16 protein-coding genes are annotated in these 18,190 nt (G+C 63.3%); 12 read left to right on the top strand and 4 right to left on the bottom strand.

Features of this window, described 5'->3' with window-relative positions; genetic code table 11:
* Positions 1-6: 6 nt before the first annotated feature.
* From ACE2AA_RS12535 to cobJ, 3 genes are read left to right on the top strand one after another with little or no spacing between them, the layout of a single operon-like run.
* Positions 7-648 carry a precorrin-8X methylmutase gene (locus tag ACE2AA_RS12535; protein WP_141301808.1) on the top strand — a complete coding sequence of 214 codons (642 nt, stop codon included), beginning with the start codon at positions 7-9 and terminating at the stop codon, positions 646-648.
* Entirely contained in the window at positions 645-1,382 is a 738-nt protein-coding gene (locus tag ACE2AA_RS12530; RefSeq protein WP_395369993.1) for a precorrin-2 C(20)-methyltransferase, read from the top strand. The genes ACE2AA_RS12535 and ACE2AA_RS12530 overlap by 4 nt, the downstream gene beginning before the upstream one ends.
* Positions 1,379-2,155 carry a precorrin-3B C(17)-methyltransferase gene (gene cobJ, locus ACE2AA_RS12525; protein WP_395369992.1) on the top strand — a complete coding sequence of 259 codons (777 nt, stop codon included), beginning with the start codon at positions 1,379-1,381 and terminating at the stop codon, positions 2,153-2,155. Before ACE2AA_RS12530 ends, cobJ begins: the two co-directional genes overlap by 4 nt.
* On the opposite strand, the gene ACE2AA_RS12520 is transcribed toward cobJ, so the two are convergent.
* The gene (locus ACE2AA_RS12520) at positions 2,119-2,889 is read right to left on the bottom strand and encodes a cobalt-precorrin-6A reductase (RefSeq protein WP_395369990.1); all 771 of its coding nucleotides are present in this window, start codon (positions 2,887-2,889) and stop codon (positions 2,119-2,121) included. The genes cobJ and ACE2AA_RS12520 overlap by 37 nt on opposite strands.
* A 32-nt stretch (positions 2,890-2,921) precedes the next feature.
* Between ACE2AA_RS12520 and cbiE the strand changes: the two genes are divergently transcribed.
* From cbiE to cobM, 3 genes are read left to right on the top strand one after another with little or no spacing between them, the layout of a single operon-like run.
* Positions 2,922-4,169 (top strand): precorrin-6y C5,15-methyltransferase (decarboxylating) subunit CbiE, encoded by a 1,248-nt coding sequence (cbiE, locus tag ACE2AA_RS12515; protein WP_395369988.1) that lies wholly within the window; start codon positions 2,922-2,924, stop codon positions 4,167-4,169.
* Complete coding sequence (locus tag ACE2AA_RS12510) at positions 4,166-4,540, top strand: cobalamin biosynthesis protein (RefSeq protein ID WP_141261734.1); 375 nt, start codon at positions 4,166-4,168, stop codon at positions 4,538-4,540. Before cbiE ends, ACE2AA_RS12510 begins: the two co-directional genes overlap by 4 nt.
* Positions 4,537-5,289, top strand: a complete 753-nt coding sequence (cobM, locus tag ACE2AA_RS12505) for a precorrin-4 C(11)-methyltransferase (protein ID WP_395369986.1) — start codon at positions 4,537-4,539, stop codon at positions 5,287-5,289. The genes ACE2AA_RS12510 and cobM overlap by 4 nt, the downstream gene beginning before the upstream one ends.
* Before the next feature lie 211 nt (positions 5,290-5,500).
* Here the strand turns inward: cobM and ACE2AA_RS12500 are convergent, their stop codons facing one another.
* Positions 5,501-6,586, bottom strand: coding sequence for a cobalt-precorrin-5B (C(1))-methyltransferase (locus tag ACE2AA_RS12500; RefSeq protein ID WP_141301798.1), 1,086 nt, complete (start codon positions 6,584-6,586; stop codon positions 5,501-5,503).
* Between the two features lie 71 nt (positions 6,587-6,657).
* Here ACE2AA_RS12500 and ACE2AA_RS12495 point away from each other — a divergent pair, with 71 nt between their 5' ends.
* The 6 genes from ACE2AA_RS12495 (at position 6,658) to ACE2AA_RS12470 (ending at position 14,783) form a co-directional block, all read left to right on the top strand.
* Entirely contained in the window at positions 6,658-8,046 is a 1,389-nt protein-coding gene (locus tag ACE2AA_RS12495) for a cobyrinate a,c-diamide synthase (protein ID WP_395369984.1), read from the top strand.
* A gap of 69 nt (positions 8,047-8,115) precedes the next feature.
* On the top strand, positions 8,116-8,364 hold the full coding sequence (locus ACE2AA_RS12490; RefSeq protein ID WP_141261731.1) for a FeoA family protein: 249 nt from the start codon (positions 8,116-8,118) through the stop codon (positions 8,362-8,364).
* Positions 8,361-10,196 (top strand): ferrous iron transport protein B, encoded by a 1,836-nt coding sequence (gene feoB / locus ACE2AA_RS12485; RefSeq protein ID WP_395369981.1) that lies wholly within the window; start codon positions 8,361-8,363, stop codon positions 10,194-10,196. Before ACE2AA_RS12490 ends, feoB begins: the two co-directional genes overlap by 4 nt.
* Positions 10,196-10,456 (top strand): DUF6587 family protein, encoded by a 261-nt coding sequence (locus ACE2AA_RS12480; RefSeq protein ID WP_141261729.1) that lies wholly within the window; start codon positions 10,196-10,198, stop codon positions 10,454-10,456. The genes feoB and ACE2AA_RS12480 overlap by 1 nt, the downstream gene beginning before the upstream one ends.
* 320 nt (positions 10,457-10,776) lie before the next feature.
* Positions 10,777-12,993, top strand: a complete 2,217-nt coding sequence (locus ACE2AA_RS12475) for an EAL domain-containing protein (RefSeq protein ID WP_141261728.1) — start codon at positions 10,777-10,779, stop codon at positions 12,991-12,993.
* A 56-nt stretch (positions 12,994-13,049) separates the two neighbouring features.
* Positions 13,050-14,783, top strand: coding sequence for a putative bifunctional diguanylate cyclase/phosphodiesterase (locus ACE2AA_RS12470; RefSeq protein WP_395369980.1), 1,734 nt, complete (start codon positions 13,050-13,052; stop codon positions 14,781-14,783).
* A gap of 329 nt (positions 14,784-15,112) precedes the next feature.
* Here the strand turns inward: ACE2AA_RS12470 and lpdA are convergent, their stop codons facing one another.
* Together lpdA and odhB are read right to left on the bottom strand one after the other, a co-directional pair.
* A complete protein-coding gene (gene lpdA / locus ACE2AA_RS12465) occupies positions 15,113-16,843 on the bottom strand; it encodes a dihydrolipoyl dehydrogenase (protein ID WP_395369979.1) in 1,731 nt (576 codons plus the stop codon).
* A 67-nt stretch (positions 16,844-16,910) separates the two neighbouring features.
* Positions 16,911-18,170, bottom strand: a complete 1,260-nt coding sequence (gene odhB, locus ACE2AA_RS12460; protein WP_141261725.1) for a 2-oxoglutarate dehydrogenase complex dihydrolipoyllysine-residue succinyltransferase — start codon at positions 18,168-18,170, stop codon at positions 16,911-16,913.
* Between the last annotated feature and the right edge of the window lie 20 nt (positions 18,171-18,190).

The raw sequence follows: 18,190 nt of genomic DNA, 5'->3' as shown, positions 1-18,190 counted from the left end.
ACCGGCATGACCCCGCAGACGGAACCGTACGACTACATTCATGAGGGGGCGGCGATCTATGCCCGTTCCTTTGCCATCATCCGCGCCGAAGCCGACCTGAGCGGACTGAGCCAGGCCGAAGCCCGCGTGGTCGTACGCATCATCCACGCCTGCGGCATGGTGGATGTGGTGAAATCCATCCGCATGTCCCCCGATTTTGTAAGCAGCGCGCGCGCCGCCCTGCTGGCGGGAAAGCCTATACTGTGTGACGCCAACATGGTCGCCCACGGCGTGACCCGTACGCGCCTTCCCGCCGAAAACCCGGTCATCTGCACGCTGCGCGACCCGCGCACACCGGGCATTGCGAAGGAAATCGGCAATACCCGCTCGGCCGCGGCAATGGACCTGTGGGGCGACCAGCTTGATGGCGCGGTGGTGGCCATTGGCAACGCGCCAACCGCGCTGTTCCACCTGCTGGAAATGATCCGTGCGGGCGCGCCCCGGCCCGCTGCGGTCATTGGCATGCCGGTCGGTTTTGTCGGTGCCGCGGAATCCAAGGAAGCGCTGGCGGAATTTGGCGACCTGCCGTTCATTATCGTACGTGGGCGACTGGGCGGCAGCGCCATGGCGGCGGCTACTGTCAACGCGCTGGCGAGTGAAGCGGAATGAACGCCAGTCCTGCTACGGGCCGTCTGTCCATTCTGGGAATGGGGCCGGGCGACCCGGAACTCATGACCGTAAAAGCCGCGCGCGTGCTGCGTGAAAGCCCGGTGGTGGCATGGTTCTGTCGCCATGACCGCCCCGGCCATGCCCGCCAGATTGCGGGCGACATGCTGCCCGAACAGGCCGAGACCATGCGCTTTGCCTATCCCTTCACCACTGAAATCTCTGTCAGCGACCCGACCTATCTCGTGCGCATGGCGGCTTTTTACGACGAATGCGCCGCACACATCGCAACCCGCCTGCAGAACGGGCAGGACGTTGCCCTGCTGTGTGAAGGGGACCCGTTCCTGTTCGGATCGGCCATGTATGTGTTTGACCGGCTGCACGAACGCTTTGCCTGCACGGTCGTGCCTGGCATTACGGCCATGGCCGGGTGCTGGTCGGCGGCACGTCAGCCGATGGTGCACGGCGATGACGTGCTGTGCGTCATTCCCGGCACGCTGGATGAGGCGGAACTGACCAGATGGCTGGAACGGGCGGAGGCCGCGGTCATCATGAAGCTGGGCCGCAACCTTGAAAAGGTGCGCACCGCCCTGCGCCATGCGGGCCGCGAAACGCGTGCGATCTATGTCGAACGCGCGACCCAGCCGCAGCAGCGCTGGATGAAGCTGACCGACATGACGGGACCGGCCCCGTATTTTTCCATCATCCTTGTCCCGGGACGGGAGGACGCGCGATGACGCAGCAGGCGGCAGGGCGCATCTTCATCGTGGGTCTTGGCCCCGGCGCGCCGGAACAGATGACACCGCAGGCACGTGCCGCACTGGCGCAGGCGACCGACCTGATCGGCTATGCACCCTATGTCGCGCGGGTCGAGGCCGGGCCGGAAGTCGTGCGCCATGCATCCGACAATCGCGTGGAACTGGACCGCGCGCGCCATGCCGCTGAACTGGCGCTGGCAGGACGGAGTGTTGCGGTCGTATCCGGTGGGGATGCAGGCGTATTCGGCATGGCCAGCGCAGTGTTCGAGGCCATAGACCATGGCCCCGCCGCGTGGCGGGGGGTGGATGTCACGGTCATTCCCGGCGTTTCCGCCGTGCTGGCGGCTGCCGCCCGGCTGGGCGCGCCGCTGGGGGGGGATTTCTGTGTCATTTCCCTGTCAGATAACCTCAAGCCACGTGCGGTCGTGCATCGCAGGCTGGCGGCAGCTGCGGATGCGGGGCTGGTCATTGCGCTGTATAATCCGCGATCGAAAGCCCGGCCCGACCAGTTGGGCGAGGCGCTGGACCTGCTGCGCACCATCCTGCCCGGTGATGTGCCGGTGGCCTTCGCCCGCGCCATTGGCCGCCCGGACGAACGGGTGATCCTGACCGATATTGCCCATGCCGATCCCGAACGGGTGGACATGAGCACGCTGGTGCTGATCGGCTGCCCATTGACCCATGTGATCGACCGCGCGGATGGTGGGAAGTGGCTTTATACCTCCCGCCGGGTGGAGGAGTCGTGCGCATAAAGGCGCTCCAGCCATGCCATGGCTTCCTCCGCATCAGCCACGGTGGGGGCGGGCGCCACAGCAGGCCGGTCCACCATGATGACCGGCAGGCCCAGCGCGCGGGCCGCCACCAGCTTGGCATGGGTGGCGGTGCCACCGGAATTCTTGGTGACGATCACATCAATCCGTTCATCGCGCAGCAGGGCCTCCTCCGCCGCGACATCAAAGGGACCGCGCGCCTGCAATACCCGCGCGCCGGGCGGCAGCAGGGATGCATCCGGCCGGTCCACGCTGCGCAGCAGCCAGTCATGCGCCCCCGCATGATGGAAGGGCAGCAGGTCCTTGCGCCCCACCGTCAGCAGCACACGGCGTGGCGTGCTCCCCAGCGCGCGGGCGGCGGCCTGCATGCTGGCCACCCGTATCCAGTGGTCCCCTTCAACCGGCGTCCAGCCGGGGCGTTCGACGCGCAGCAGCGCGACACCGGCCCGCGTACACGCCTGCACGGCGTTGCCACTCATGCGCACGGCAAAGGGATGGGTAGCATCAATAACCGCGTCGACCAGGTGCGCCAGCAGCCAGTCATACAGGCCATCCACACCGCCAAACCCGCCAATCCTGACCGCCAGCCGGGGCAGGACCGGCGCGCGCGTGGCCCCGGCGAGGGAGACCGTGACAGCAAAACGCGCCCCCGCCTGTTCCAGCAGTCCATAAAGCGCGCGGGCCTCAGTCGTGCCACCCAGAACCAGAACCCGCATCTTTTCCCTCTTGCATTCAGCGGGGCACGCGCATGACCACCCCATGGCTGCATGTTATCGGCATTGGCGAAGACGGTGTCGAGGGGCTGCCGCCCGCGTCCCGCACCCTGATCGCGGGGGCGGGGCTGGTGGTTGGTGGCGCACGCCACCTTGCCCTTGCGGCATCGGTGATAACCGGGCGCACGCTGGCATGGCCGCATCCCTTTGCCGATGGCATCGACCGGATTCTGGCCCACCGGGGGCAGGCAGTCTGTGTGCTGGCGTCGGGCGACCCGTTCCTGTTTGGAGTCGGGACCACGCTGCGCCGTCATGTACCGATGGGTGAAATGATCTGTTATCCAGCCCCGTCCTGCGTGGCGCTGGCATGCAATCTGCTGGGCTGGGCGGAACAGGACATAAACGTGCTGTCCCTATGCGGTCGCCCGATGGAAACCGTGGCCCCTGCCCTGCAGCCGGGCGCACGGCTGGTGGTGCTGTCAGCGGATGAAGACAGCCCGGTCCGGTTTGCACGCTGGCTGCATGAACGTGGCTTCGGGCCATCCACCCTGCACGTGCTGGGCGCACTTGGCGGGACAGGCCAGACACACCACACCGCAACAGCAGCCGAGATGGCAACAGATGCGCCCCGGTTGCCCCGGCTGAACCTGATGGCGCTGGACATCGTGGCCACGCGTGATGCGCTGGTCATTCCGCTGTCCTGCGGGCTGCCTGATGAACTGTTTTCCCATGACGGGCAGATCACCAAGCGCGAGATCCGTGCCGCGACCCTGTCCGCCCTTGCTCCACGACGGGGCGAGGTCCTGTGGGACATTGGCGGGGGATCGGGGTCCATCAGCATTGAATGGATGCTGCGCCACCCCGCCAACCGGGCCGTCGCCATTGAAAAAGCAGCCGATCGCCGGGCACGTATCGCCCATAACGCCCTGAACCTTGGCGTACCTGCGCTGCATGTCGTGGCGGGGGAAGCGCCTGCTGTCCTGCCCACGCTTGCAACCGGTGGCCTGCCGCCCCCCGATGCCATCTTCATTGGCGGCGGCATAAGCAATCCCGGCATGCTTGATGCCGCATGGCATGCCCTGCGCCCCGGTGGGCGACTGGTCGCCAACGCCGTGACGCTGGAAAGCGAGGCAACCGTCATCGCTGCCCATGCCCGCTGGGGTGGTACGCTGACGCGCATGCAGGTGGAACGGCTGGAGACCATCGGGCGCTTCCACAGCTTCCGTCCCGGCATGACCGTAACCAGCTATGCCGTCACCCGCACGCGGGATACGCCTGCATGATTGTCGCGGGACTTGGCCTGCGCAGCGGATGTGCGGCGGATGTGATCCTTGGGCTGCTGCGCGAAGCCCATGAACGCTGCGGCATGCGGCCCGACCTTGTGGCCGTGCCCGCCTTCCGCTACCGCGAAGCCGGGTTGCGGACAGCACTCGCCCGACTGGGCCTGATGCTGCGCGCGGTGGCACCCGATGAACTGGCCGCTGCCCAGCCGCGCTGCGTCACCCGATCCGCCCGCGCGCTGGCGACGCTGGGGGCCGCTTCAGTGGCGGAAGGCTGCGCGCTGGCGGCGGCGGGGCCACACTCACGACTGATCGTGCCGCGCCTGACCGGCACCCACGCAACATGTGCCATGGCACAGGGAGAGGATGCATGACCGTACACTTCATTGGCGCAGGCCCGGGGGCTGCCGACCTGCTGACCCTGCGCGGGCGCGACCTGCTGGCGAAATGCCCGGTCTGCCTGTACGCAGGCTCCATCGTACCGGTTGAAATGCTGGAACACTGCCCGTCAGATGCACGGCTGGTGGATACGGCCCCCCTGACGCTGGACCTGATCGAAGCGGAATACGTCAGGGCGCATGCGGCAGGACAGGATATTGCCCGCCTGCATTCGGGCGACCTGTCGGTCTACAGCGCCGTGGCCGAGCAGATCCGCCGCCTGGACCGCCACAACATTCCATGGACCATGACGCCAGGCGTGCCCGCTTTTGCCGCCGCCGCCTCAGTGCTGGAGCGTGAACTGACAGTGCCCGAAGTGGCGCAGAGCGTGGTGCTGACCCGCGTCAGCGGTCGGGCATCGGCCATGCCGGAGCGTGAAAAGCTGGCGGCTTTCGGCGCGACAGGGGCGACGCTTGCCATCCATCTGGCCATTCATGTGCTGGACCGGATCGTGGAGCAGTTGACGCCGTTTTATGGCGCGGACTGTCCCGTCGCCATCGTGGCGCGGGCGACATGGCCCGACCAATTGGTACTGCGCGGCACGCTGGGCGATATCTGCCACAAACTGGCGGAAAACCCGATCGAACGCACGGCGCTGGTGCTGGTTGGCCGGGCGCTGGGCACGCATGATTTCCGTGAAAGCGCGCTGTATAACGCCGATTACCACCGCCGTTTCCGGTCCTGAATCGTGCAGGGACTGTCTGCACAATAATAAAAATCCGGTTTGTGACCACGACGAAAGGTGGACGGAAAGACCGGAAGAGTGCGCAGGGAAAAATAAAAACCTGAAAGCGACAAAAGTGTCCGGTGAAGCTTTTTCCAAAAAGCTTCGAAGAACGCCGCCTTTTTGAAAAGGACGGTACCCAAAAACTTTTAATTTTTATCAAGGCATTATTCTAAACCCGACAGGGGCCATGCCGTGCCACAAACTGGCCTGCGCGGTCAAACAGCAGCACATCCAGCATACAGTCGCTGCCTGCCAGAACACCCTGCGCACGTGCCCATGCCTCACGCGCCACCGCCGGACCAAGAGGAAACCCCGCCTGCTGTGCCTGCGCGAAGGCGGCGGCGACGGAATGGGCCTGTGCAATGGCCGCCACCAGCGCGTCGGGGGCGTCCATGTCCCGCGCCAGATCGGCCAGACGGGCCATATCGGCCTGTCCCCGGCGGGAATGCAGGTCCAGAAAGCCCTGCGCCAGCTTGGTCATTTTCGCAACACCACCGCCAATGGTCACACGACCCACGGGATGGCGGCGCAGGTATTTCAGCAGGCCACCGGCAAAGTCCCCCATTTCCAGCATGGCTTCCTCCGGCAGACCGTACAGCGCCCGCGTGGCCCGTTCCGACACGTCACCCGTGCAGCCCGCCACATGGGGCAGGCGCAGCGCGCGCGCCACGTCCACGCCGCGATGGATGCTGTCGATCCATGCGGCACAGGAAAACGGCACGACAATGCCCGTCGTACCCAGAATGGACAGCCCCCCCACGATCCCGAGACGGCCATTGAGCGTATGCCGCGCCATATCCCGCCCCCCGGCAATGGACACCGTGACCACCACATCCGGCTCCCGCCCCGCCGCGTCACGCAGGGCGGTGCGGATCATGCGACGGGGCACGGGATTGATCGCAGGCTCACCCGGCGGGATGGGCAGGCCGGGCAGGGTCACGGTCCCCACGCCATCGCCTGCCTGAAATACTACGCCGCTGCCCGGTGGCCCACGGCGCACATCCACGCGCACATGCGCACCGTGGGTTACGTCCGGGTCGTCGCCCGCGTCCTTCACCACCGCCGCCCATGCGCCATCCCCTTCATGCCCATGGGCGGCCAGCGCGAACGCCACATGCTGCCCACCGGGCAGTGTTATGATCACCGGATCGGGAAATTCGCCCCCACAAAGCCCGTTCCACGCGGCACGGGCGGCGGCGGTGGCGCAACTGCCTGTGGTCCATCCCCGGCGCAGGCTGGTATGGGTACGCTCCATCTGGGTGATCTTCTTTCCCTACGGGGGTAAAAGGTGGCTCCGTTCACCACGGTCTAGCAGGAACGCACACGATGACACGAGGGCTGATGATAGCCGCACCCCGATCAGGCGGCGGCAAGACCACGCTGACGCTGGCCCTGCTGGCCGCCCTGCGCCGCAGGGGCGTTGCGGTACGCGGGGCCAAGACCGGGCCGGACTATATCGACCCCGCCTTTCATGAAGCACTGACCGGACTGTCCAGCCTCAATCTGGATAGCTGGGCCATGCCACCCGAATTGCTGGATGATGTCATGGCACAGGCCTGCTCGGACTGCGAAATACTGGTGACCGAGGCCTCCATGGGGCTGTTTGACGGGCTTATGGCGCCACAGGGCGCACGAGGCGCGCCTGCGGACATCGCCGCGCGTTCTGGACTGCCGGTCGTGCTGGTGCTGGATATTTCGGGACAGGGCCAGTCAGCGGCAGCAACCGCGCTGGGTTTTGCCACGCTGGACCCCACGGTCCGGATCGCAGGTGTCATCCTGAACCGTGTTGGCTCCCCCCGCCATGCCGCGATGGCGACGCAGGCTATTACCGCCACGGGCATACCGGTGCTGGGCGCATTCGGCCGCGATACGCAGCTACAGATGCCCGAGCGCCATCTGGGGCTGGTGCAGGCGCGTGAGCATGGCGGGTTGGACGAACTGGCGGCCCGGCTGGCAACACAGGCGGAACGCGACCTTGACCTGGACGCCATACTGGCCTGCGCCCGGGCGCCGCGCATCGATCCCGTGGCATCCACCGCCATCGCCCTGCCTCCACCGGGGCAGCGGATCGCGGTGGCGAATGATGCGGCCTTTTCCTTCCTGTACGCACATGTGGTGGCGGGCTGGCGCCGGGCGGGGGCCGAAATCCGGTCCTTTTCCCCCCTCCATGACGAAGGCCCGTCTGAAGGCTGCGATGCCTGCTGGCTGCCCGGTGGCTATCCCGAACTGCATGCGGGACGGCTGGCGGCGGCAGGGCATTTCCGCCATGCGCTGGCGCGCTTCGCGCAGACCCGACCGGTGCATGGGGAATGCGGCGGCTTCATGGTGCTGGGGGAAAGCCTGACGGACAAGGCGGGTGTGACGCACCGCATGACCGGCCTGCTGGGGCATGCCACTTCCTTTGCCAGACGCCGCATGAACCTTGGCTACCGCAGCGCCACCCTGCGCCATGACTGCGCCATCGGCCAGGCGGGGACGGTCCTGCGCGGGCATGAATTCCATTACGCCACCGTGACCAGCCCGGGTCATGATACGCCGCTGGCGGACATGCATGACGGATATGGCGAACCACGCGGCACGGCTGGCGGGCAGCGCGGATTGGTATCGGGCACGTTTTTCCATGTGCTGTCCACGCTGCCCGCAATGCAGGCGGGCACTATATGCGCCACAGACATACCCGTACCCGGCACGGCGCAGGTATCGGAACAAACATGATGGACAACATTACCACCAGTATTTAATAATAATTATCACTTACTTCTATTGTCCGGATAATATCGCCTTATGCGACTGAGTGACCTGCCACGCGGAACCGACGCCGTGATTGACAGCGTTGATGACCACGGCAGCATCGACCCCGTAGCCCAGAGACTGCGTGAACTTGGCTTCGTGCCGGGTGAGGCGGTGCGCGTTGTCGCGACCGCCCCCATGGGTGGCGACCCGCTGGCGGTGCGCATCGGCTTCACGCGCTTTGCCCTGCGCCGCACGGAAGCGGACCGCGTGAACGTCCATCCGGCAGGGGCACAGGCATGACCCCCCTCAACATTGCACTGGTCGGCAACCCGAACTGCGGCAAGACGGCGCTGTTCAACCTGCTGACCGGCAGCAGGCAGAAAGTAGCCAACTATGCCGGCGCCACGGTGGAGCGCAAGGAAGGCTGGTTCACCACGCCCGCGGGTCATACCGTGCGGCTGCTGGACCTGCCCGGTGCGTACAGCCTGAACGCCACCAGCCCCGATGAGGCCGTGACCCGCGACGTCTGCGCCGGAACCTACCGGGGGGAGGCCGCACCTGACCTGCTGGTCTGCGTGGCGGATGCGACCAACCTGCGGCTGCACCTGCGTTTCGTGCTGGAAATGCGCAACCTTGGCCGCCCGGTGGTACTGGCGCTGAACATGATTGATGCAGCCCAGCGCGGTGGCATGGAAATCGACCTGCCACGCCTGCAGGCGGAAATCGGTATGCCGGTCGTGCCCACGGTGGGCATCAAACGCGACGGGGCACGCAGCCTGCTGGCGCAGCTTGATGACACGCTGCCGCCAGTGCCCGTCCCCCTGCCCGCGGGCACGGACCTGCATGCGATTGTGCGGCAGATCCTGTCGGACTGCGTTACCCAGTCCACCCCCCTGTCCGACCGGGTGGAAGAACGGCTGGACCGCTGGGTGCTGCACCCGGTGTGGGGGCCGGTCATCCTGATCGTTCTGCTGTTTTTCATGTTCCAGGCGGTGTTTGCGTGGGCGCAGCCATTGATGGACGGTATAGACGCGGGCATGGGCTGGCTGGGACAGCAGGTCGGGCGGTTGCTGCCCGATGGCGTGCTGCGCAGCCTGATCGTGGATGGCGTGATTGCAGGTGCGGGCAGCGTGGTGACATTCCTGCCGCAGATCCTGATCCTGTTCGCATGGATACTGGCGCTGGAGGAATCGGGCTATCTGCCACGCGCGGCGTTCCTGCTGGACCGGCTCATGTCATTCGCGGGCCTGAGCGGGCGTTCCTTCATCCCGCTGCTGTCCAGCTTCGCCTGCGCCGTGCCCGGTGTCATGGCCACACGCACGATCCAGAACCCGCGCGACCGGCTGGTGACCATCCTGATCGCACCGCTCATGACCTGCTCCGCCCGGCTGCCGGTCTATACGCTGCTGATCGGGGCGTTCATTCCCCATCGCAACATCGCCGGGTTCCTGAACCTGCAGGGACTTGTCCTGTTCGGGCTGTACGCGCTGGGCATCATTTCCGCCGTGGTGGTGGCGCGCGTGCTGCGCTGGCGCGACCCCGACCGGCAGGAAGCCACCCTGCTTATGGAACTGCCCGCCTACCGGCTGCCCAACCCGCGTGACCTTGCGCTGGGGCTGTGGGAACGTGCGCGCATATTCCTCATGCGCGTGGGCACGACCATTGTCTCGCTCACGGTGCTGCTATGGGGACTGTCCAGCTTTCCCGCCCCACCGCCGGGCGCACCGGGACCGGCCATTGACTGGAGCCTTGCGGGACGGATCGGCCACCTGATGATGCCGGTCTTCGCGCCGCTGGGCTTCAACTGGCAGATCTGCGTGGCCCTGATCCCCGGCCTTGCCGCGCGTGAAGTCGCGGTGGGCGCGCTGGCCACGGTCTATTCCCTTGGTTCCGGCACGGATACCGATCAGGCCGCAGCCCAGCTTGGGCAGATGCTGCCCACGCACTGGAGCATGGCCACCGCGCTGTCGCTGCTGGCATGGTATGTCTATGCGCCGCAATGCGTCGCGACCCTTGCGGTCATCCGGCGCGAAACCGCGTCTTGGCGGGTGGTGGCGCTGGCGGCGGGATACCTGTTCGCCCTGGCCTATGCAGCGGCGTTCCTGACCTGCCATATCGCACGAATGTTCTGATGCACCCTGCAACACTGCTCCAGACGCTGCTGGCCTGCGGGCTGGTGCTGGCCTGTGCGCTGTACTGGGCGGGACGGCTGTTTCCCGCGCTGGCGCAAAAGGGCTGGCGGCAGGCAGCTACCGTATTGCGGCAGGTCCATGCCCCGACCGCCCTGATCCGTTATGCCACACGGCATGCAACCCCACGCACCGGCCGGGGCTGCGGCGGATGTTCGGGCTGCAGTGGTGATCGCAGCACGCCCGATAAACCGTTCAGGTAAAGACACATATTTTAAATAAATGACGTGATGGATCAGCGCGGCGGGATGCTGTATATAGACCGTCCTGTTTTTGTCATAATTATGTCTAATGGTTCCATTTTATATAAATTCAGAATAAATATTATTCCATATAATATGAAATATATGCTTTTCGGTCATAGGATATCCCGTTGACCGCTGCTACCACCGCCCTGCCTGCCTTGATATGTATGACGGCATGTACGGCAAGCAGCGTGATCAGACTGTTCCATATTGCATGACCCCCGGTCCGCACGGCTTGTAGCGGCGGGCCGTCCTTGTCCTTTTTGCGAGGTAATTCAATGTCCAAGCCCAACCTGAGCGCTGAAGTCCTGATTTCGGCACTGGAACAGGCCATAGACGCAACCGTTATTATTGATGACAAGAACCATGTCATCTTTTTCAATAGCGCTGCGGAAAACCTGTGGGGCCTGGACAAGAAGGACGTGCTTGGCCAGAACGTGAACGTGCTGGTGCCCCTGCTGCACCGCAGTGGTCATGACGCATTTGTGGACCGCAGCCGTACCAGCAGCCAGAACCGTATTGTCGGCACATCGCGTGAGGTGGAGTTCACCCGCAGCGATGGGGAATACATCTGCGGTGAACTGTCGCTGTCGAAGGTCGTGACTGATGACGGGCGCGTCTTCTTCATGGGGGTGATGAAGAACGTCACCAATGAAAGCCAGCAGCGCAAGATCCTGATCCTGCAGAACGACGTGCTGCAGGCGCTGGCCAGCGACATGCTGATACAGGACGTGGCCGACCTGCTGTGCCGCCGGGTGGAAAGCTTCGTGCCCGGTACGGTTGCGGTGCTCATGCTCATCGCGCCTGACGGGCAGTTGCGCGTATTGTCCAGCCCCACCCTGCCGAAGCGGTACCGGGCGTCACTGGAAAGCCTGTACATTTCATCTTCCGAACTGGAAAAGCTGCGGCTGGATTCCAACTACGCCACGCGGCTGGTATGGGACAGCTACCGTTCGCTTGGTATCTCGCTGGGGCTGCAGCAGTGCTTCTGCACACCGGTCTGCACGCGTTCGGGTCAGGTAAAGGGCATCTTCGCCCTGTATGCGCGTGAGAACCAGGGCCGCAACACATGGCCGCAGCGCATTGTCGATTCCTGCATCCCCTTCTGCGCGCTGGCGTTCGAGCAGAATGCGACACAGGAACATATTTCCCACCTTGCCAATTTCGACAGCCTGACCGGGCTGCTCAACCGCTCCTCGGTCCACAAGGTGATCGAAGGCATGATCAACAAGCAGGATGGCAACCGCCAGTTCGCCATCTTCATGCTTGATATCGACCGTTTCCGCGATATCAACGACGCGCTGGGTCATGTCTATGCCGACCAGTTCCTGGTCGAGATCGCGGCCCGCATCCGCTCCATCGCGCTGGACGGGTATGTCGTCAGCCGCTCCGGCGGAGATGAATTCGTGGTGGTGGTACCCAACTGCCCCAGCAAGGACGCCACGGAGTTTGCCGAACGCCTGCTGGCCACCATCGCCAGGCCCATGCAGATCGGGCAGAACACGCTGACGATTTCCTGCTCGATCGGCATCAGTTCCTATCCCGATAACGGGCCGGATAGTGAATCGCTACTCAGCACGGCGGATGTAGCGCTGCGACAGGCCAAGGAAAACGGGCGAGGCACCTTCCGCTTCGCCAACCTGGAAAAGAACCAGGTGGCGCAGGACCGGCTGGTGCTGGGCTCCGCGCTGCGTGATTCGCTGGCCAAGGGCATGCTGAACCTGCACTACCAGCCGCAGGTGCGCACGCATACGCTGGAACTCAGCGGTGTGGAGGCCCTGTCGCGGTGGCACCATCCGACACTGGGCAACATCTATCCCTCCCGCTTCATTGCCGTGGCGGAAGAAACCGGACAGATCGAGGCCATTGGCCGGTGGTCACTGCTGGAAGCCTGCCGCCAGATCGTGAAATGGGACCGCGACGGCATCCATGTCCCCACCGTTGCGGTCAACCTGTCGGCGGTGCATTTCCGTAACCGCGCGCTGCCTGAACACATCGCAACCCTGCTGAAAAACCATGACCTGAAGCCTGCGCGCCTGACGGTGGAAATCACCGAAAGCGTGATGATGGACAACAGCCGCGATACCGAGGAAGTGCTGCAGTCCATCCGCAACCTTGGCTGTGGCCTGTCGATGGATGATTTCGGCACGGGGTATTCGTCCCTGTCGCGGCTGACGCGCCTGCCGCTGACGGAAATCAAGATCGACCGCAGCTTCATCAATGATTTCGAGCATGATACCAATGCCCAGGCCGTAACCATGGCCGTGATCGGCATCGGTTCGCGCCTGGGCATGACCGTGGTGACCGAAGGGGTCGAGACCGAACAGCAGTGGCGCCTGCTGGAAGAACTGAACTGTGACGTGATGCAGGGTTACCTGTTCGCCAAGCCACTGGCCCCCGATGACCTGGAAAAATGGGTCAGGCAGCACAAGACGATCCGTGAGATCATGCCGGCCACGCCTGCCGCCAAAAATGTTTCCGACAAAAAGAAATAACCCTAGACTGCTTACAGGTAATTCCCCGTTTCCTGCTCCGTATCCGAGGTACCAGAATGTCCGCACCCCATGATAACAGGCTTCGTGCCCTAACACATGAAGATGCCGACTTCTGGGCGGACGTGGTTGATAATGTCCTTATTGTCGCCGTGACCGACCGCAAGGGGATCATTACCTATGTCAACGACAAATTCTGCCAGATCAGCCAGTACTCCCGCGAAGAGCTGATGGGCCATACCCATCGCATCCTGAACTCGGGGGAACATAACAAGGCGTTTTTCCGGGACATGTACCGGACCCTGTATTCGGGACAGACATGGTATGGTAACCTGTGCAACCGTGCCAAGGATGGCAGCCATTACTGGGTGGCGACCACCATCATCCCCCACAAGAACGCAAACGGGGAAATAAGCGGGTTTGTCGCGACCCGTTTCGAAATTACCGAGCTTATGAACACCAAGGTGCGGCTGAAAAAGCAGGCCGCGACCGACATGATGACCGGGCTGCTGAACCGTGGGGGGTTCAACGCCAGCCTTGTCACCGCCGTGGAAGCGAGCAGACGCCGCAACGCCGACCCGCAGGTGCTGGTGATGTTCGACCTTGACGGGTTCAAGCCCGTCAATGACATCCACGGCCACCATGCGGGTGATGAGGTACTCAAGACCATTGCGACGCGCCTGATCGAACTGATCGGGTCGCAGGATGCCATCAGCCGCCTGGGCGGAGACGAGTTCGCGGTGATCCTGCATCACAGCCTGAAAATCATGCCGCTGCAGACCATCCTGAACAAGATCCAGAACCTGCTGGAAGAACCGATCATGCTGGACAGCGCCACCGTGCGTATTTCCGGCAGCATCGGCGCAACCCCCATCACTGGCGAGGAATCGCTGGAAGCCCTGCAGAAGAACGCCGATGTCGCGGTCTATGCCGCCAAGCAGGCGGGCGGCAAGCAGGCGCGCATGTTCACGCCCAGCCTGCACAAGACCACGATGGAACGTGCCAAGATCCTGTCCGAAGCCAGGCAGGGTGTCGCGGAAAGACAGTTCGAGGTTTACTACCAGCCCATCCTGAACGCCCGTACCGGCCGGATCGAACAGGCGGAAGCCCTGATGCGCTGGCACCATCCCGAACGCGGGCTGCTTTCCGCCGGTGCGTTCACCGATGTGTTCGCGGATTCGGCGCTGGCCCAGATCATGGAAACGCATCTGGTGCAGTCCTTCCATGACGACATCCAGAAGTGGAAGGAAGCGGGCCTGCCCAGCCTGCGTCTGGCGGTCAACCTGTCACATCTGGACCTGCTGAACCTTGAACAGCAGATTGACCTGTTCAGTGAAATCCGGCAGCTCAACCTCGACCCCAGCACCTTCATGCTGGAAGTTACCGAACAGATGCTGCAGGGACGGCGCGCGGAAAAAAGCCGCCTGCGCCTGCGTGGACTGGCGGAAGACGGGTTCGGGCTGGCCATGGACAATTTCGGGTATGGCACGGTGCGCCTGTCCACGCTGCGGGAACTGCCGCTGCAGTCGCTGAAGCTGGACCGCTGCCTTGTGCGTGACATTGCAACCGATACCAAGGCCCGCAGCCTGCTGGCCTCCCTCATCAAGCTTGGGCATGGCTACAATCTGGCCGTAACGGTAGAAGGCGTGGAAACACAGGAAGAATTCGACACCGTGCGCACGTTGGGCGTGGACTATGTGCAGGGCTTCTTCATCTCGCGCGCGGTTTCCGCCACGGAACTGATCCGCATCACGCGTGAGGATGCGTGGAATCCCGCTTCCACGACAGCCTGAGCCCACATTATACCAGACCGTTCAGGTTATGGCGCATAACGGACCAGTATTCAGACCATTAAACCATTTTTTGTGAAGATTTTTCAAAAATATTCAGGAAAATCTGCCCTTTAAAAAAGAAATAGATCATAAATTTTATTACTTATTCCATATAGATCGACATATCACTCCTGAATATATAAATATAAATCAGTTAATTATATTGGCAGCGCGCTTATCAAAATCAATATCAGCATCATATATTAATTTTCATATGATTATTTTACTTTAAATAAAAACCCCGACCGACAGAAAACCTGTCGGGCGGGGTTTTTATCTAGTACGCTGGTTCAGATATGAATGGCGCGCTTGTCCACATCCAGCGCCGCTTCCTTTACCGCCTCGCTCAGCGTGGGGTGGGCGTGGCAGGTGCGTGCAATGTCTTCCGACGATGCGCCGAATTCGATCGCCATGGTGCATTCGGCAATCAGTTCGCCCGCCATCGGGCCGATGATATGCACACCCAGCACCTGATCGGTGGTGGAATCCGCCAGCACCTTCACAAATCCGTCCGTCATGCCGATGGCGCGTGCGCGGCCATTGGCAGTGAAGGGGAATTTGCCAACCTTGTAGGAAACCCCTTCTTCTTTCAGGTTTTCTTCGGTCTTGCCAACGGTCGCGACCTCCGGCCACGTGTACACTACGGCGGGGATGGCGCCGTAATTGACATGGCCTGCCTGACCGGCCAGCAGTTCAGCCACGGCCACGCCTTCTTCCTCGGCCTTGTGCGCCAGCATCGGGCCTGCAATCACGTCGCCAATGGCATAGATACCTGGCACGCTGGTGGCGTAATGCGCATCGGTCACGATCCGGCCACGCCTGTCCAGTTCAATGCCGGCTTCCTCCAGCCCGAAGCCCTTGCTGGCCGCCGTGCGGCCAATGGCCAGCAGCACCACGTCGGCTTCCAGCGTTTCCGCCGCTCCGCCCTGCGCGGGTTCCACGGTCAGGGTCACGCCCTTGGCAGATTTTTCCGCCCTGGTCACTTTGTGGCCCAGCTTCATCTTCAGGCCCTGTTTGGTCAGGATGCGCTGGAATGTCTTGGCCACTTCGTTATCGGTGCCAGGAACCAGGCGGTCGAGGTATTCGATCACCGTCACATCCGCGCCAAGACGATGCCAGACGCTGCCCAGCTCAAGCCCGATCACGCCGCCACCGATCACCACCATCTTCTTGGGAACAGCGGAAAGTTCGAGCGCGCCGGTGGAGGTGACGATCTGCTTTTCATCAACATCCACACCCGGCAGGCCGGCGCTGTCGCTGCCGCTGGCAATCACGATGTGCCTGGCCGTAACCGGCTTGCCATCAACCGTGATGCGGCCCGTACCCTCAACCTTGCCGGTGCCCTTGAGCCAGGTGATCTTGTTCTTCTTGAACAGGAACTCCACGCCCTTCACGTTGGCTTCGACCACGGACTGCTTGCGCGCCATCATCTTCGCCAGATCCAGCTTTACGCTGTCGATGATAATGCCCATATCGGCATATTCATCCTTGGCGGCATGGAAGTTCTCGGACTGCTGCAGCAGCGCCTTGGACGGGATACAGCCAACATTGAGGCAGGTGCCCCCCAGCGTCGCGCGCTTTTCCACACACGCCACCTTGAAACCAAGCTGGGCCGCGCGGATGGCGCACACGTAACCACCGGGGCCGGCACCGATCACGATCACGTCGTAATCCGTCTCGGCCGGGGCTTCGGCGGCAGGCGCGGGGGCGGCGGCAGGTGCTGCGGCGGCCGGGGCGGACTGGGCCGGTTTGGCAGCTGCCGGGGCCGCCTTCTGGCCACCGGCGCCGGGGGCCAGGGTGGTCAGTACGGTCCCGACCTCAACCTCGTCACCTTCCTTCACCGCATGCGCGCCAAGCACACCTGCCTGCGGGGCGGGGACTTCCACGCTGACCTTGTCGGTTTCCAGTTCAGCGATCGGTTCATCCGCGTTCACGGCGTCACCGGGCTGCTTCAGCCATTTGCTGACCGTAGCCGTGGTCACACTTTCGCCCAGCGTGGGCACCTTGATGTCGATTGTCATGTCTATTCAGTCCTGCTTGCTATGCGGTTGCGCGTAGGGGCCGCGCATGGCACGGCCCCGGCAGGCATCAGACCTGCAGCAGCAGACGGCGCGGGTCTTCCACGTTCTGCTTGACCCGCACAAGGAAGCTGACCGCTTCCTTGCCATCCACGATCCGGTGATCGTAGGTCAGGGCGATATACATCATCGGGCGGATCACCACCTGCCCGTCCACGGCAACCGGGCGATCCTGAATGGCATGCATGCCAAGGATGGCCGACTGCGGCGCGTTGATGATGGGCGTGGACATGAGCGAACCATAGATGCCGCCATTGGTGATCGAGAACGTGCCACCCGACAGTTCATCGATCTTCAGCGTGCCTTCGCGTGCCTTCTTGCCAAAGCCTGCGATTGTCCCTTCGATCTGGGCAAAGCTCATCTTGTCCGCATCACGGATCACCGGCACAACCAGCCCGTTGGGGCCACCCACGGCAATGCCGAGGTTCACGAATTCCCGGTAGATCACGTCATCGCCGTCGATTTCGGCGTTGATGGCCGGGAATTCCTGCAGGGCCGCGATCACCGCACGGCTGAAGATGGACATGAAGCCCAGCTTCACGCCGTTATGCTTCTTGATGAACAGGTCCTTGTATTCGGCACGCATCTGCATCACCGCCGACATGTCCACCTCATTGAAGGTGGTCAGCAGGGCGGCAGTGTTCTGCGCGTCCTTCAGACGACGGGCGATGGTGCGGCGCAGACGCGTCATCTTCACGCGTTCCTCACGCGGGTCGTCCTGACGCGGCGGGCGGGCGGCAGCCGCAGGCTGGGCTGCCCGCGGCTGCGACAGGAACGACTGCACGTCACCCTTTGTTATACGGCCATCCTTGCCGGTACCCGTGCCGACCTGGGCTGCGGACACGCCCTGTTCGGTCATCATCTTGCGCGCGCTCGGGAAAGCCACGGCAGCCGCCCCCTGTGCAGCGACATCAGACGGCGGCGTTGCCGGACGGGCGACGGGGCCCGGGGTCGCAGGCTGGGCCTGCACGCCTGCGGGGGCTGCTTCCTTCTTGGGGGCGGGAGCGGCCGCAGCCTTGGGGGCTGCACCTTTTCCGGCCTCGATGGTGGACAGCACGGTGCCGACCTCGACTTCCTCGCCCTCGGGAACCAGCAGCGGGCCAAGCACGCCAGCCTGCGGAGCGGGAACTTCCACACTGACCTTGTCGGTTTCCAGTTCCACCAACGGATCATCTTCGTTCACGGCATCGCCCGGATGCTTCAGCCATTTTGCAACGGTTGCAGTGGTAACACTTTCGCCCAGTGTCGGTACCTTGATATCGGCAGACATCTTTTGATTCCCAATCCCTT

This window comes from Komagataeibacter diospyri (genome assembly GCF_043995075.1).
In the GTDB taxonomy this organism is placed as follows: domain Bacteria; phylum Pseudomonadota; class Alphaproteobacteria; order Acetobacterales; family Acetobacteraceae; genus Komagataeibacter; species Komagataeibacter diospyri.
This window is presented reverse-complemented; position numbering and strand designations above follow the sequence as displayed.